Here is a 13,647-nt window from a genome sequence, read left to right as displayed (position 1 = left end):
ACATATGGAAGTTGCATCGACCAAGCCGGCACGGCTCGGTCGATGCCCCTCTTTCACGTGAACAAGCTCTATAGCGCCAGGCCCTGCATGCCTGCGGCACCCGCGAAGACCGGTGTATTGCCCACCTGCAACAAATGCCCGTCAGGTAGCACCAGGAAGGTATCGACGTTACCTCCGAGCGAGTTACCCACATAAATGAAAGCACCATCCGCCGATGCCTTGATGTCCGTCGGCGCTGCGCCGGCTTCCAGCTTTCCTGCCACGCCCGAACCAAGGAGCGTCAACGAGCCGTTGCGACCGATTCGGTAGGCGCTGATATCGCCCTTCCCCGCGTTGGCGGTAAACGCAAAACGCCCTGAAACGGTCAGCCAGCAGGCTGCCGCCTGGCCATTTGCCACGTCCGCCGACACCGCGCTCAGCGTTCCATCGCGACCCACGGAATAGGAAGACGCCGCCGATCCGGCCGCTTGCGACGTGACCAGATAGCCCCGGTCGTCGAAATCGAAACCAAATGGCTGCGGATCGTTAGACGGGGAAATGACCGGATCCGTGGCGGGTACGCCTGCCCGATCCAGGGCGAACAGCTCGAACCAGCCTTTGGCACCGGCATTCTTTACCGACACAGCCAGCCAGCGACCATCTGGGGAGACTTGAACCTGGGCAGGTGTCATGCCTACGTTTGGCTGATTTCCGACCAGGGGCGCATCCGTCCCGATGAGCCGCGTCTCCTGAGGTAGCGCGACAAGCTGGCCGCCTGGCGTCAGCTGGAACACAGTGACCGTGGATGTGCCAGCGCTATTAAGAACGTATACGCGATTGCCTCGCTCGGCGACGCTTACCGGATACGACCCGCCCGAGGGTTGAACGTCGACCAGATTCAGCCGGCCGCCCTCGATCGCAAAGACGGAGACCTGGTTGCTACCGGCGTTGGTGGCATAGAGCCACCGTCCATCGGCGCTCCTGAGCAAGGCATTCTGCGAGCCAAGCGGGTCGGGCGGCGGCGCTGTCGTACCCACGCCGACCCCCTTGCCACCCGTGGATACAACGGCCTTTTTCTCCAGGCCACCGAAGAAGTTGCGTTTCAGTACCGCCACGCTATTGGCAGCGATATCGTTGGAGAGAACGTAAACATAGGGCGAGTCGAACCGCGGCAGGCTAAAGGACGGTTCGGCAGCATGGGCCGTGCCAACCGCCAGTACACCAGCGATGCTGGCCGCCAGGGTGTGAATGAGCTTCATGGTGGGATCTCCGATGTGAGCCGGAAGGCTCACTAACCATTCGTCGTGCGATCCCAACGGGTTACAGCGCCACGCCAAAAATGCGACCTACGCCTCATAAAGTGAAGCGTGGAAAGCCTTCAGGTGCCGCTAGGGAACCCTCCGCCCCATCCGGCTATTAACCTAGGCTGCCCACTCCCGTTCAAGGCTTTCCTGGATAACCGCCACCAGCGATTCGTCCATCGACATAGCCTCTACCGCCCTTGCCAGATATGTCTCGTCGGAAACGAGTGAAACGCTCTTTTCCCATGCCCTCCGAACCGACGAGCCATAGGCCAACTCAGCTTTGTGCACCGACTCACGGGGGACTGGACCCCATGTGTGAATCATCATCGCCAAATCGATGATGTCCCGGCTCATGGTCGAGCGATCGACGCCGCGATCGGCGTTGGCCAGCAGTTTTTCAGCGTATGCATCAACGTTGGCGAGGACCGGCACTCCCTCGATGTCGAGCGAGCTTGGCTCCAATGGAATGCGAGCTTCGCGCACGAGCTCGAAACGGATATTCACTCCGTCGACATCGAGATACGTGGAGATCTTGTCGCGGTCAGTGCGAACATCGCGCGTATGCTTTATGGGTTTCCGGAGAAGGCTTCCCAGTGTTGGCGGGGCGATGGCTTCACGAAGACTCCGATAGCCAACCGCGTCTGCGCAAAGAAAATCAATATCGACAGACTCCCGGTACTCGCCGCACTGGAGAACGATGGCCGTTCCGCCGCCAAAGTAGCATTGGGCCTGCTTCAGGAGGCGCCCATCCAGGGCACGCAGAACGTGGGCAATGCGTTGGTGATGCGGCCGCTCAAACATGCAGTACTCCGTTCCCATAGCGATTCACCAGGTCATCGAGCAGTCGACGCTCCTTGTCGCTCATCGAATCGCGATCGACCATGTCCCAATTGCGTTCGTACAGTGCGAGTGCATCCGGCTCGGCGATGGTGCGCTTTCCCGGTCGATTCCACGCCAGTCGCTTCAACTGTGGAAAGTCGTCAATGACGATCAGCGGTTCTCCAGCCGTCGGAATCAGGTTGAGGGCGCGCATCACCGCCGCGTAGGTACCCATGGCGACCGATGGCCTACCCTGCTCCACTTCGATGAGCTTCTGCCGTCCGACTCCTGCCGCCCGCGCGACCGCGGCCTGCGTCAGGCCCATGTGCGTACGTGCGGTCCGAAGCAACTGGCCGAGGTCACGAAGGGGTTCGAGCACGGGATCTGGGATGGTCATGTATCGAATATACGACATCTTGACCAAATGTCACGTTAACGCGACACTGCCTCGAGGCTTCGAACACATACCATGGGTGCCGACCCCATCCAGTCCCAGCTGATCGCCGGTGTAACCAGACCCATGGCCACGCGCCACAAACCGTCCAGCGCCACTTACGTCTTCAAGACCTTGCCCACGCCAGTGGGACGGCTGCGCCTGGTGGGAAGCGACGGCGGGCTCGCAGCTATCCTCTGGGAAAATGACGATCCGAAACGGGTGCCACTGCCGATCGCGGGCGAGTCGCCGGAGCACCCTGTGCTGGTCGAGGTAGCGCGGCAGCTGGATGAATACTTCGCCGGCGAGCGACTCACATTCGACCTGCCCCTCGATTTCCACGGCACGGTATTCCAGAAGGATGTCTGGACCGCGTTGCTCAACGTGCCTTACGGCCAGACGCGATCCTACGCGCAGATCGCCGAACAGATCGGCCGTCCCACCGCGACCCGCGCCGTGGGCGCCGCCAATGGACGCAATCCGATCTCGATCATCGCGCCCTGCCACCGCATCATCGGCACCAACGGCACGCTGACGGGCTTTGCTGGCGGCCTGGATGCCAAGGCGTGGTTATTACGCCACGAGGGTTCGCTCGCCGCACCACCCGGTCTCGAAAGAAATGTCAGGCGGGTGTAACCCAAGGGCCGGCGCTAACGAATACATTGTCATAGCGTTGTAGCCCGTGGCGACCTGTACGATGGGCCTTGCGCGTCCACCCGCCTCCGGTCATCGGAAGGAGCTGACCATGGCCACCGTCACCCGGCGTCTCTATCGGCACCCACTGCCGCTGCGCCTGATGCACTGGATCAACGTGCTTTCGCTCACGATCCTGCTGGGCAGCGGGCTGCAGATCTTCAACGCCCACCCGAGTTTGAGCTGGGGCCAGACCAATACGCCGGAGCGTACCTGGCTGTCGCTCGACGCACCGGCGGGCCCGGATGGCATGCCCCGCGGCACCACGACGATCGCCGGGCATACGTTTCATACCGATGGCGTGCTAGGCGCCTCCACCGTCGACGGCGAGCATGTCGCCCGCGGATTTCCTGCATGGGTCACCGTGCCCGGACCGGGCTGGCTGGCGATGGGCCGGCGCTGGCATTTCTTCTTCGCATGGGTCTTCGTCCTGAACGGTGCCGCCTACCTCGCCTGGTCAGTATGGACACGGCACCTGCAGCGCGACCTCGTGCCCACCGGTGCGGACCTGCGCGCGATCGGCCCGACCGTCCTCCACCACCTGCGTCCCGACCCCGACGCGGCTACAAAGCGCTACAACGTGCTGCAGCGCCTGGCGTATCTGTCCGTGCTCATCGCTTGCATCGGCATCGCGTGCATGGGGCTGGCGATGTCGCCGCGGCTGGATGCCGCCGTTCCCTGGCTCGTGGACGCCGTTGGCGGCCGGCAGTCAGCGCGCTCGATCCATTTCCTCCTGGCCGGCTTCCTCGTCGCCTTCGTTGCGGTGCACCTGTTCGAGGTGCTGTTCAATGGTGTTCTCAATCAACTGCGCAGCATCGTTACCGGCTATGTGCGCGTGAAGGAGACGAACGATGACTGATCGACGCCGCTTCCTGCGCAACGCGATCACCTCGGCGCTGGGCGCCCTGGTCGTGGGCTGCGACCGTATCTCGGATTCAAACACTGGCCCACGGGTACTGGGCGTGGCCGAGGAGGTCAATCGACGCGTCCAGGGGCTCGTTTCCCCGCGTGCCTGGCTCGCCCGCGAATTCACCGTGGCCGACATCTCGCCTTCCTTCAAGGCCAACGGCAATACGAATCCCGACACGCCGCGCTACAACGCGATGCGGGAACGTCAGTTCGCCGACTATCGGCTGGCCGTCACCGGGCTCGTCGAGGCGCCACGTCAATTCAGCCTCGCCGAGCTCGCCCAACTGGGTGAGCGCACCCAAATCACCCGGCACGATTGCGTCGAAGGCTGGAGCGCGATCGGCCAATGGACCGGCGTGCCCCTGGCGGCGCTACTGGACACGGTTCGTCCCACGGCCACAGCCCGCTATGTCGTCTTCCATTGCTTCGACCAGTGGGAGGACGACACGTTCTACTACGAGAGCATCGACCTGGACGAGGCGCGGCATCCGCAGACCATCCTCGCGCATCATTTCAATGGCGAGCCCCTGCCCGTTCCCCATGGGGCGCCACTGCGTCTTCGCGTAGAACGACAGTTGGGTTACAAGCACGCTAAATACATTGAGCGCATCGAGCTCGTCGATCGCTTCGATCACCTATACGGCGGAGGTGGTGGCTATTGGGAAGACAACGGCTACGAATGGTACGCCGGGATCTAGTGCCACCTTCCGGCCCCTATATCGGCGGCGCAAGCACCCCAGGCCCCCACTCCGCCGCCTTCCGATGACACAACTGCCTCTCCGTCAGCGCATGAACGTTGCCCGCCGCATCGTGGACCCGCGTTGCGCACGCCTTGGGCTCAGTCGCTGCGGCCCGGTCATAGTCGCGCAGCATGGCTTCGCGAATCTCATGCGGCGTCGGGTTTCCCCGATCGCTGGGAGGCAGGTTGACCATCACGCCTCCGTTGCCCGCGTCACGTAGACACACTGAACGTGGTGCTCGAAAGCATCATCTGCCAGAGGGATGCTGTCGCCCTCAACCGAGACACCGTCCAGCGTTAACGAGCCCGTTTCGCCCGGCCCAGCCCGGCGCAACTCGATCACATACGTTGCCGCACCGTGCCGATACGTGACGGTGTAGCCGTCCCACCGTGCCGGCACACAGGGTGTGATGCGCAAGCGCCCCTCGACGAGCGTCAGACCCAAAAGCGATTCGAGCAGCAGGCGGTACATCCAGCCCGCTGAGCCCGTGTACCACGTCCAGCCACCGCGCCCGACATGCGGAGGCACCGCGTACACATCGGCAGCGAGCACATAGGGCTCGACCTTATAGGTGCCGACGGCGGCCGCATCGGCCGTGTGACCCGAAGGCAGGATCATCCGGGCCAGGTCCCAGGCGTGTTCGGTCTGGCCCAGGCGGGCGAAGGCCATGGTCGCCCATACCGCGGCATGCGTGTATTGCCCGCCGTTCTCGCGGACGCCAGGCAGGTAGCCCTTGATGTAGCCCGGATCCATCGCCGTGCGGTCAAAGGGCGGATCCAGCAGTTGGATCAGGTGCGCGTCCGGGCGGACGAGATGGGCGTCGAGCGACCGCATCGCCTGGCTAGCGCGTTCGTCACCTGCCCCACCCGAAAGCACCGCCCAGCTTTGCGCCACGGCGTCGATACGACATTCGTCATTGCGGGCGGACCCAAGCGGCGTGCCATCGTCGAACCATGCGCGGAGGTACCACTCGCCATCCCAGGCATGCGCTTCGATGTTCGCGACAAGGCGGTTTGCCTCCTCGTTGCAGCGCGCGGCGAACGCATCGTCACCGTGTGCCGCTGCTATCGGCGCGAATTCCCGAAGCACGTGGACAAGGAAGAACGCCAGCCACACGCTTTCCCCCTTCCCGCCCTCGCCCACCCGGTTCATGCCATCGTTCCAGTCGCCACTGCCCATCAACGGCAGCCCATGCGTTCCGCGTGGCATCGAGTGCATCAAGGACCGGACGCAGTGCTCATAGAGCGTTCCCCGGGTACCTGACAGGCGCGGAAGGTCGTAGAAGGACTCCTCGTCGGGCCGCAGGGCGCGCGCCTCGAGGTACTCGATCGACTCCTCGAGCACGGCGGTATCGCTGCTGGCCATGACGTATCGACTCGTCGCGAGGGGCAGCCAGAGGAAATCATCGGAGCATGCGGTACGCACGCCCCGTCCAGACGGTGGGTGCCACCAGTGCTGCACGTCGCCTTCGACGAACTGGCGCGAAGCACAGATCAGCAGCTGCGCCCTCGCCATGGCGGGCGCGGCATGCTGGGCGGCCATGGAGTCCTGCAACTGGTCGCGGAAACCGATCGCCCCACCGGACTGGTAATACCCGCTGCGCGCCCACATCCTGCTCGCGATCGTCTGGTAGAGAAGCCAGCCGTTGGCGAAGACATCGACGGCTGGCTCCGGGCTCTGCACCTGTACCGCGCCGAGCAGGTCGCGCCACTGCGCACGCACATCGACGAGCTCCCGCGCCGCGGCGCCATCCTGGCGATACCGCTGTACGAGGTCACGGGCCTCGTCCTCGCTCGCGCCCATGCCCAGGCGGAAGACCACGTCACGCGACTCACCGGGCGCCAGGGGGATGCTCACGCGCAATGCGCCACACGGGTCCAGCCCTGCCCCGACCCGGTTGCTCCAGCCCTGTCGGCGCAGGGCCAGCGGCGACGATGCACGGCCATTGCGGCCAAGGAAGTCGCCCCGGTCGCCGCCCATCTCGCGATCCGCGTCGCCCACATCAAAGAAGGCGATGCGGCCGGGGAAATCGCCGTTATACGCGTTGCGCGCGAACAGCGCGCCCGTCGTCGGGTCGATATCGGTCACCACGTGCATGGCGTTCTTCTCGCGAATGTCGCCCAGCACCCACTCCACGTACGCCGTCGCGGTGAGCAGGATGGCGTCGGTACCGTGATTGGTGATGCTGAGCACCTGGAACCTTACGGGTGCGTCGCGTGCGACGAACACTTCCAGTCGCGTGGCCACGTGGTGCTCCGTATGTTCGAACACCGAGTAGCCGAACCCATGACGGGTGGTGTAGGTGCCCTCCCCGCGCATGGGCAGGGCCGAGGGCGACCAGGCATGGCCCGTCGCTTCATCGCGCAGGTAAAGCGCCTCGCCACACGCGTCCTCCACGGGATCGTTCTGCCACGGCGTCAGCCGGCAACCATGGGCGTTGCCGGCCCAGGTATACGCGCTGCCGCTTTCCGAGATAACGCTGCCGAAGCCCGCATTGGCGAGGACGTTGCACCAGGGTGCGGGTGTAGCAGCGCCCTGCTCCTGCGTGATCACGTATTCCGTGCCATCGGCGGAGAACGCCCCACTGGCTTGCGCCGAAGGCAGCGCGGGCGGGGGCATGCTGGGCATCCAGCCCGCCGGGGCGGCGACCGGCGGCCGCAGCCCCATGCGGTGGCGCTCCATCTGCTCCTGCAGCGAACCCAGCGTATCCACCACCACGATCCGCGCGCTCGCCTCCATCACCAGGCGATCTTCGTACGACAAGGGCTGCGCTGCGCGGATGTACACCCCGCCCGGGCGATCCAGGAGGCTGGCCTCGGCACCGGAGGCGAGCAGTCCGATCAAGGCATCGTGCAAGGCCTGGCGGTAGCCAGTGCTGTCTTCGTTCCAGATCACCAGGTCCACGGCGAGCCCGCGGAGCCGCCAGTAGGCGGTCGCACGGATGAGGTCACGCGCGATATCCAGGCGGGCGATGTCGCCGATGCGGAGCAGCACGATAGGCAGGTCGCCTGAAACCGCCTGCCCCCAAAGGCCTGACTGCCCGCGCGTGTTCGCGGCGATCAGTGATGGCTCCGCGCGCATCGCTGAGTTCGCATAGATGATGGACGTGGCCATGTGCTCGAACAGCTGCGCATCGGCGAGCGTGGCATTGGCCTGGCGCAACGTCACCTGGCTATGGGTCCACGCAAGGTCGAACACGCGGTCGCAGAGATGCCGGTCCCGGTACTTCTCGATGAGCCGCATGCAATGGCCGCGCTCGTCGCCAATGCCCGTCACGAAATCGAGGGTCGCCGTCTGTTCGGGTTCAAGCGTGATGCGTACGCGAATGGCCACTACCGGATCCAGGACGGGACCTGCGGTGCCGGACAACTGGCGCGTCCCCGGGGCAAGCGCGACGGGGTCGGCCGCGCTGCGGCCACGGCCGATGAACTGGGCGCGGTCGGTTTCGTACGAGATTTCATCGATATCGGCATCATGGACGGCAACCAGGTGGCACATCCACGGCGGCTTCTCTGCCGCGGAACGGCCGCGGCGTGTGCATAGCAACGCCTGCACCGAAGGCACGATCTCGGTGGTGACGAACAGTTTGCTGAAGGCGGGGTGTGCGGTGTCGCTGGCGGGATCGGCGAGCACCACCTCGGCGTAGCTGGTCAGCTCCACGGTGCGCCGGGTCTTGTGGCGATTGGTGATCCGCGTACGGCGAAGCTCGATATCGTCCTCAGGCGAGACCACGATCTCCGTGTGCGTTTCAAAGCCACGTTGGCGCACGCGGAATTCGGCCCGCGACTCGGCGAAGATCGCTTCGAAGCGTTCCGTTTCGCGCATCACGGGCTGGTAGGCCGTGCTCCAGACCTCATCGTTGGAGGGGTCGCGCAGGTAGCAGAACATGCCGTGGTGATCGCGGGTGATGTCCTCACGCCAGCGCGTCACGGCCATGGTGTCACGCCGGCTGTACCCGCCACCCGCGCTGCTCACCATGACGTGGTAGCGACCATTGGACAGCAACTGCACGGCTGGCCGCGGACGATTCGGGTCCGTAAACAGGCGCAAACGCGTCTCGGGAGCCACCGCCTGCTGCACGCTGTCGCCGATGCCCGTGTGCTTGAGGTATTCGCTGGACGAGAACGGCACCCGCTCCTGCAGCAGGAGGCTCGTGGCCATCACGTTCGGATCCGACTCGAACCGGCGTCGCATCGGCTGGTCAAGCAAGGCGTGCCCGATCGAAAGCAGCGACATGCCCTGGTGATGCGACATGTACGACTGCACGACCGCTGCCTCCTGGCCCGGGCGCAGGCGCGATGGCGTGTAGTCGACCGCCTCGTACAGGCCGTACCGGCCAGCCATGCCCGCGTCGCTCAAGCGCCAGAGATTCGTGGTGGCCGCCGCGGGCGAAACCATCAGCGCGAGCACGGTAGCGTACGGCGCGACGACCAGGTCGTCGCCCAGGCCACGCTTCAGGCCCAGGCCCGGCACACCGAAGGCGCGGTACTGGTAGGTCATCCTCGCATCGACGGCGTTGTAACCTGATTCCGATACACCCCAAGGCACGCCGCGCTGCCTGCCGTATTCAATCTGTCGTGCGACGGCATTTCGCATGGTCTCGTCGAGCAGGCTGCCCTCGTACGTCGGCATGACCAGCACCGGCATCAGGTACTCGAACATCGAGCCCGTCCACGAGAGCAGCACAGGCAACCCCTCCGCCGTCGTCAGCAGACGGCCCAGCGAGAACCAGCTCGCTTGGGGCACCTGCCCCTGCGCGATCGCCACGAAGGTGGTCAATCGCGATTCGGAGGCAAGCAGGTCGTAGAAGGACACATCCAAGGCATGCCGTTCGAGGTCGTAGCCGATGGAGAAGAGGCGCCGGTGCTCGTCGTACATGAACGCCTGGTCCATCACGGCAAAGTTGGCCGCGAGTGCCGCGGCCTCTTCCAGACGGCGAAGCTGCGAACGAGCCCGTTCGCCGCGAATGCTGTCCGTTTCCATGGCGAGCTGGGTGAGCGACGGGATCGACGGTGTGCCCGCGGCATTGCCGTTCCACCATGTGGCCTCTGCCACCAGGTCATCACACTGCCCGGCCAGCCGTTCCAGCCAGAAGGCACCGTCGTCAGACGGCACGCCCGAAAGAGCGGCGTGTAGCGCCTCGGCCCGGGCCTGCTGATCCAGCGCGAACTCGAGCACTTCGCTCATCGACGACGGCGGTGCATCCATGGCCGTGGCCAGAACGCCGGACCACGCCCGGAGTTCAGCCGGGCTCGCAAGCGACAGCGCCGCATCGAGGACGGCCAGCGTATCGCGCAGCCCGTCGATGGATTCGCGACGGAACACCGGTTGCTCGGCCAGGCCCAGGAGCCCGCGTTGCAGGGTGATCAGGTGCCCGGCAAGGTTGCCGCTATCGACGCTGGAGACATAGCGAGGGTGCAGCGGCTGGAGCGTCTCGGTGTCGTACCAGTTGAGGAAGTGGCCACGGTAGCGTTCAAGCAAACCAAGGGTCGCCAGAGTGGCGGCGGTGCGCTCGAGGACGCGGCCGGCGCCCAGGTAGCCGAAATCGAAGGCCGCCAACCCCGCCAGTAAACCGAGGCCGATATTGGTCGGCGATGTGCGCCGCGCCACGTGCGGCTGCGGCACCATCTGCAGGTTGTCGGGTGGCAGCCAGTGGTCGTCGGGCCCGCCGTGCACCTCGAAGAATGCCCAGGTGCGGCGCGCCAGTTGGCGCAGGAACGCGAGGTCGTACGCGGAAGGTACGTAGCGCCGACTCGTGGGTGACCGGCTGACCCACCACGCGATCACCGGCGAAAGGGCCCACAGCAGCAGCCAGGGTAGCGCCACGGCCAGGGCCGATGGTCGCAGAACGACGAGAGCCACTGCCACGACCAGGGCCGCCGCGGGGCCCGCCCACAGGGCCGCCCACGGTACGCCCCGATGGTTACGCCCCAGCTTCGCCACGACGCTCGATGAGCGCCATTCAAGCAGGTGCCGCCGACTGATAGCGACACGCCAGACCGATCGGAGCATCGCATCCAGCCCCGAGTGCGCATCGTGTGGCAGCGATGCGATCGCCAGCGCGAGGCGGGCCACATGGTTGCCCAGCGCAGTGAGCGCGACGTGCGCCTGCTGCCGCCAGCCGATATCGCGCGGTTTGCGAACCGCATCGAGCGTTGCCTGCAGCAGGATCGGCAGCAGCGCCATGGAGAGCACCGCCAGCGTCCAGGTCACGACCGGTGCGATCGCAAGCCAACCCACGATCAGCAGGAACAGGGTCGCGGCAGGAACGACGCTGCGGCGAAGGTTATCGAAGATCTTCCATCGGGACAGGCCGCTCAGGTCGTTACGCCGCCAGCCGTCGGCCGCCGGAACCACCGGCATGAGCCACGGCAGCAGCTGCCAGTCACCACGCATCCACCGGTGACGGCGCTGGCTCTCATCGATGTAGCGGTCGGGCATGGCTTCAAACACGAGCACATCGCTGAGCAGCGCGGAGCGCGCCACGCAGCCTTCGATCAGATCATGGCTGAGCACGCGTTCGGGCTTGAAGCGCCCGGCCATCGCGTGCTCGAAGGCGTCGACATCGTAGATGCCCTTGCCTATGAAAGACCCCTCGTGGAAGAGGTCCTGGTACACGTCGGAGGTGGCGCGGGTGTACGGATCCACCCCGGCGTCGGCGCCATGAAGGCGCGCATGAAGCGAGCGCGCCAGGGCCGGCAACGCGATGCCGACACGCGGCTGCATGATGCCGTAGCCCGATGTGACGACGTGATCGGCGGCATCGAAGACCGGCCGGTTCAGGGGATGATCCATCGCACCGACCAGCAGATGCGCGGTATCCCGCGGCAGATGGGTGTCGGTATCGAGCGTGATGACGTAACGGATGGGCGGCAGATGCTCGAAGCGGCCCACGATGAGCTGGAAGCGTTCCCTGCCCTGCCCTCGCAACAAGGCATTCAATGCCGCCAGCTTGCCGCGCTTGCGGTCGGCGCCGATCCATAGCTGTTCGGTGTCGCTCCACTCGCGCGGCCGATGAAGCAGGAAGAACCGGTCCACTTCGCCGCTTGCATACTTCGTGTTGAGGGCGTTCACGCGTTCCAGGGCGTACTGGAGCATCGCCGCATCAGCCGGTAGCGTCGGCGACACGGCGTCCGTGAAATCGGTGAGCAGCGCAAAGTGCAGCGCGTCGTCGCGGTTCGCCAGGAACCGGATCTCCAGCGCGTCGACCAGTTCATCCACATCGCCGAGCTCACCCAGCAGCGTCGGGACGACGACGAGGGAACTGGCCTCCGACGGGATGCCCTCGCTGTAATCCATGCGGGGGATGCGATCGGGGCGCGTCAGCAGTGAAGTCGCCAGGTTGAGCAGCCCGAGCGCGAACTGACTCGCCAGCAGCGTCGCGGCCACCGCCAGCGCGACGAACATTCCCGTCTCCAGGTTCGCGAGCATGCCTGCGCCCATCAGGGCCACGGTAAGGGCGAACGTTACCGTGATGAGCACCGCCATCGCCAGGCGGAACGGCGGCCTGGGCGCCGGGGCAACGCGCCCCTTGGCGTGACCGGAGAGGCCAAGCGTCTGTTTCAGCGCTGGCAATCCATCGCCCTGGAGGTGATAGCCGACGTGACGGGAAAGGCCTTCCGCGGCCTCGCTTGCTTCGAGCACGGCGCGCGCGACGTGCAGCTCGTCAAGCTTGCCCTTGCGCGCGAGGCGCTCGATCTGGTGGCGGTAATCGTCGCGGCTAGCAAAGTCCATCCGGGCGTAAACGCCGGCGGGATCAGCGCGCAGGGTGGCCTCCACCAGGCTGGTACGCTCAACCAGAACCTTCCAGTCGATCATCGCGAGCATGCGCAGGCTGCCGATGCTGTTGCCGATCGACACCTGCTGTGCGGCTTGCTGCTGGGACTCCACCTGGACGAGATAGTCGATGCTGTGGCCCGATTCGGCGAGCCGCTGTTCAACCCAGCCCAACGGCATGGCCAGCGCCGGGCCCTGGCCTTGCAGGCGCCGGACGAGCTCAGCGACAAACGGGGCGCTCATGACAGGCGACGAGCGCGCCATGTCCGCGACGACGAGCACGACATTCTTCGCGTCTTCGGCCGCCATCCGGGTCATCGCGTTGGCCCACCGCGTCGCCCGCCTGCGGCCCGCGCGGTCCAGCGTGACGCGTACGGCGATGCGGCGCAGGTTCTCGATCAGGGCGATGCGCAGCATGATGGGCACCGCCCATAGCTCGCCAAGGTTCAGCGGCGCGACGGACTGATAGGACGTGAGGAAACGGGCAAGGCCCACCTCATCGATGCGTCCGTCCCCGTGGGCGATGACCTCCAGTGCGATGTCATAAGCACGTGGCAGGCCTTTCGATGCTCCGTCGTCAAGCTGCACCAGCTCGCGGCTGTAACCATTCGGGAAATCCCTCTTTGCCGTCCGGATCTGCTCCTCGATGAGGTACAGGTTATCCAGCAGCCACTCGCCGGCCGGCGTGGTCGCTTCACCCCGCTCACTCGCCGCCATAAGGCCGCGGCAGGCATCCAGGATCGTCAGTTCATTATCCGCGAGCCGTGGCAACAGCCATTCTGGCGCATGCACCGGCGCGACCCGGTGACGGCCGGCAAGTATGGGCCCGTGAGCTTCCAGCTGATCCGCGTTGAAGAGTTCCGCGCGTATGACAGGCTCACGCTCAATGCGCGCGGAAGTGCGTCGCCGGCGAGCGCCGAGCAGGATCAGGTCCCCGCCAAACGTGGTGCGAGGAGATCCATGGTTTTTATCCTGCAAGGGGGTGGCGAGCGCC

7 protein-coding genes are annotated in these 13,647 nt (G+C 65.3%); 3 read left to right on the top strand and 4 right to left on the bottom strand.

What is annotated here, in order from left to right:
• Window positions 1-68 precede the first annotated feature (68 nt).
• The 3 genes from FIV34_RS09800 to FIV34_RS21100 form a co-directional block, all read right to left on the bottom strand.
• Window positions 69-1,238 carry a lactonase family protein gene (locus FIV34_RS09800; protein ID WP_139982115.1) on the bottom strand — a complete coding sequence of 390 codons (1,170 nt, stop codon included), beginning with the start codon at window positions 1,236-1,238 and terminating at the stop codon, window positions 69-71.
• Window positions 1,239-1,400: 162 nt separating this feature from the next.
• The gene (locus FIV34_RS09795; protein ID WP_139982112.1) at window positions 1,401-2,084 is read right to left on the bottom strand and encodes a nucleotidyl transferase AbiEii/AbiGii toxin family protein; all 684 of its coding nucleotides are present in this window, start codon (window positions 2,082-2,084) and stop codon (window positions 1,401-1,403) included.
• Window positions 2,077-2,499: a helix-turn-helix domain-containing protein gene (locus FIV34_RS21100; RefSeq protein WP_211352741.1), complete on the bottom strand. Its 423-nt coding sequence runs from the start codon at window positions 2,497-2,499 to the stop codon at window positions 2,077-2,079. Before FIV34_RS21100 ends, FIV34_RS09795 begins: the two co-directional genes overlap by 8 nt.
• Before the next feature lie 123 nt (window positions 2,500-2,622).
• Between FIV34_RS21100 and FIV34_RS09785 the strand changes: the two genes are divergently transcribed.
• The 3 genes from FIV34_RS09785 to FIV34_RS09775 all read left to right on the top strand — a co-directional run bounded on the left by FIV34_RS09785 (window position 2,623) and on the right by FIV34_RS09775 (window position 4,835).
• Complete coding sequence (locus FIV34_RS09785; protein WP_139982109.1) at window positions 2,623-3,171, top strand: methylated-DNA--[protein]-cysteine S-methyltransferase; 549 nt, start codon at window positions 2,623-2,625, stop codon at window positions 3,169-3,171.
• Window positions 3,172-3,280: 109 nt separating this feature from the next.
• The gene (locus tag FIV34_RS09780; protein WP_139982106.1) at window positions 3,281-4,087 is read left to right on the top strand and encodes a cytochrome b/b6 domain-containing protein; all 807 of its coding nucleotides are present in this window, start codon (window positions 3,281-3,283) and stop codon (window positions 4,085-4,087) included.
• Window positions 4,080-4,835 (top strand): molybdopterin-binding protein, encoded by a 756-nt coding sequence (locus FIV34_RS09775; RefSeq protein ID WP_139982103.1) that lies wholly within the window; start codon window positions 4,080-4,082, stop codon window positions 4,833-4,835. Before FIV34_RS09780 ends, FIV34_RS09775 begins: the two co-directional genes overlap by 8 nt.
• A 234-nt stretch (window positions 4,836-5,069) precedes the next feature.
• On the opposite strand, the gene FIV34_RS09770 is transcribed toward FIV34_RS09775, so the two are convergent.
• Window positions 5,070-13,631 carry a glycoside hydrolase family 94 protein gene (locus tag FIV34_RS09770; protein WP_246058794.1) on the bottom strand — a complete coding sequence of 2,854 codons (8,562 nt, stop codon included), beginning with the start codon at window positions 13,629-13,631 and terminating at the stop codon, window positions 5,070-5,072.
• Window positions 13,632-13,647 lie beyond the last annotated feature (16 nt).

The sequence above is a fragment of the Luteibacter pinisoli genome (genome assembly GCF_006385595.1).
GTDB lineage: Bacteria > Pseudomonadota > Gammaproteobacteria > Xanthomonadales > Rhodanobacteraceae > Luteibacter > Luteibacter pinisoli.
The sequence above is the reverse complement of the archived record's forward strand: the minus strand, read 5'-3'. Positions and strand labels throughout refer to the sequence as shown.

What these genes read in the sequence shown, in the direction of transcription:
- FIV34_RS09775 (WP_139982103.1), top strand. Translation starts at nt 4,080, where the DNA reads ATGACTGATCGACGCCGCTTCCTGCGCAACGCGATCACCTCGGCGCTG.
- FIV34_RS09800 (WP_139982115.1), bottom strand. Translation starts at nt 1,238, where the DNA reads ATGAAGCTCATTCACACCCTGGCGGCCAGCATCGCTGGTGTACTGGCG.
- FIV34_RS09795 (WP_139982112.1), bottom strand. Translation starts at nt 2,084, where the DNA reads ATGTTTGAGCGGCCGCATCACCAACGCATTGCCCACGTTCTGCGTGCC.
- FIV34_RS09780 (WP_139982106.1), top strand. Translation starts at nt 3,281, where the DNA reads ATGGCCACCGTCACCCGGCGTCTCTATCGGCACCCACTGCCGCTGCGC.
- FIV34_RS09785 (WP_139982109.1), top strand. Translation starts at nt 2,623, where the DNA reads ATGGCCACGCGCCACAAACCGTCCAGCGCCACTTACGTCTTCAAGACC.
- FIV34_RS21100 (WP_211352741.1), bottom strand. Translation starts at nt 2,499, where the DNA reads ATGACCATCCCAGATCCCGTGCTCGAACCCCTTCGTGACCTCGGCCAG.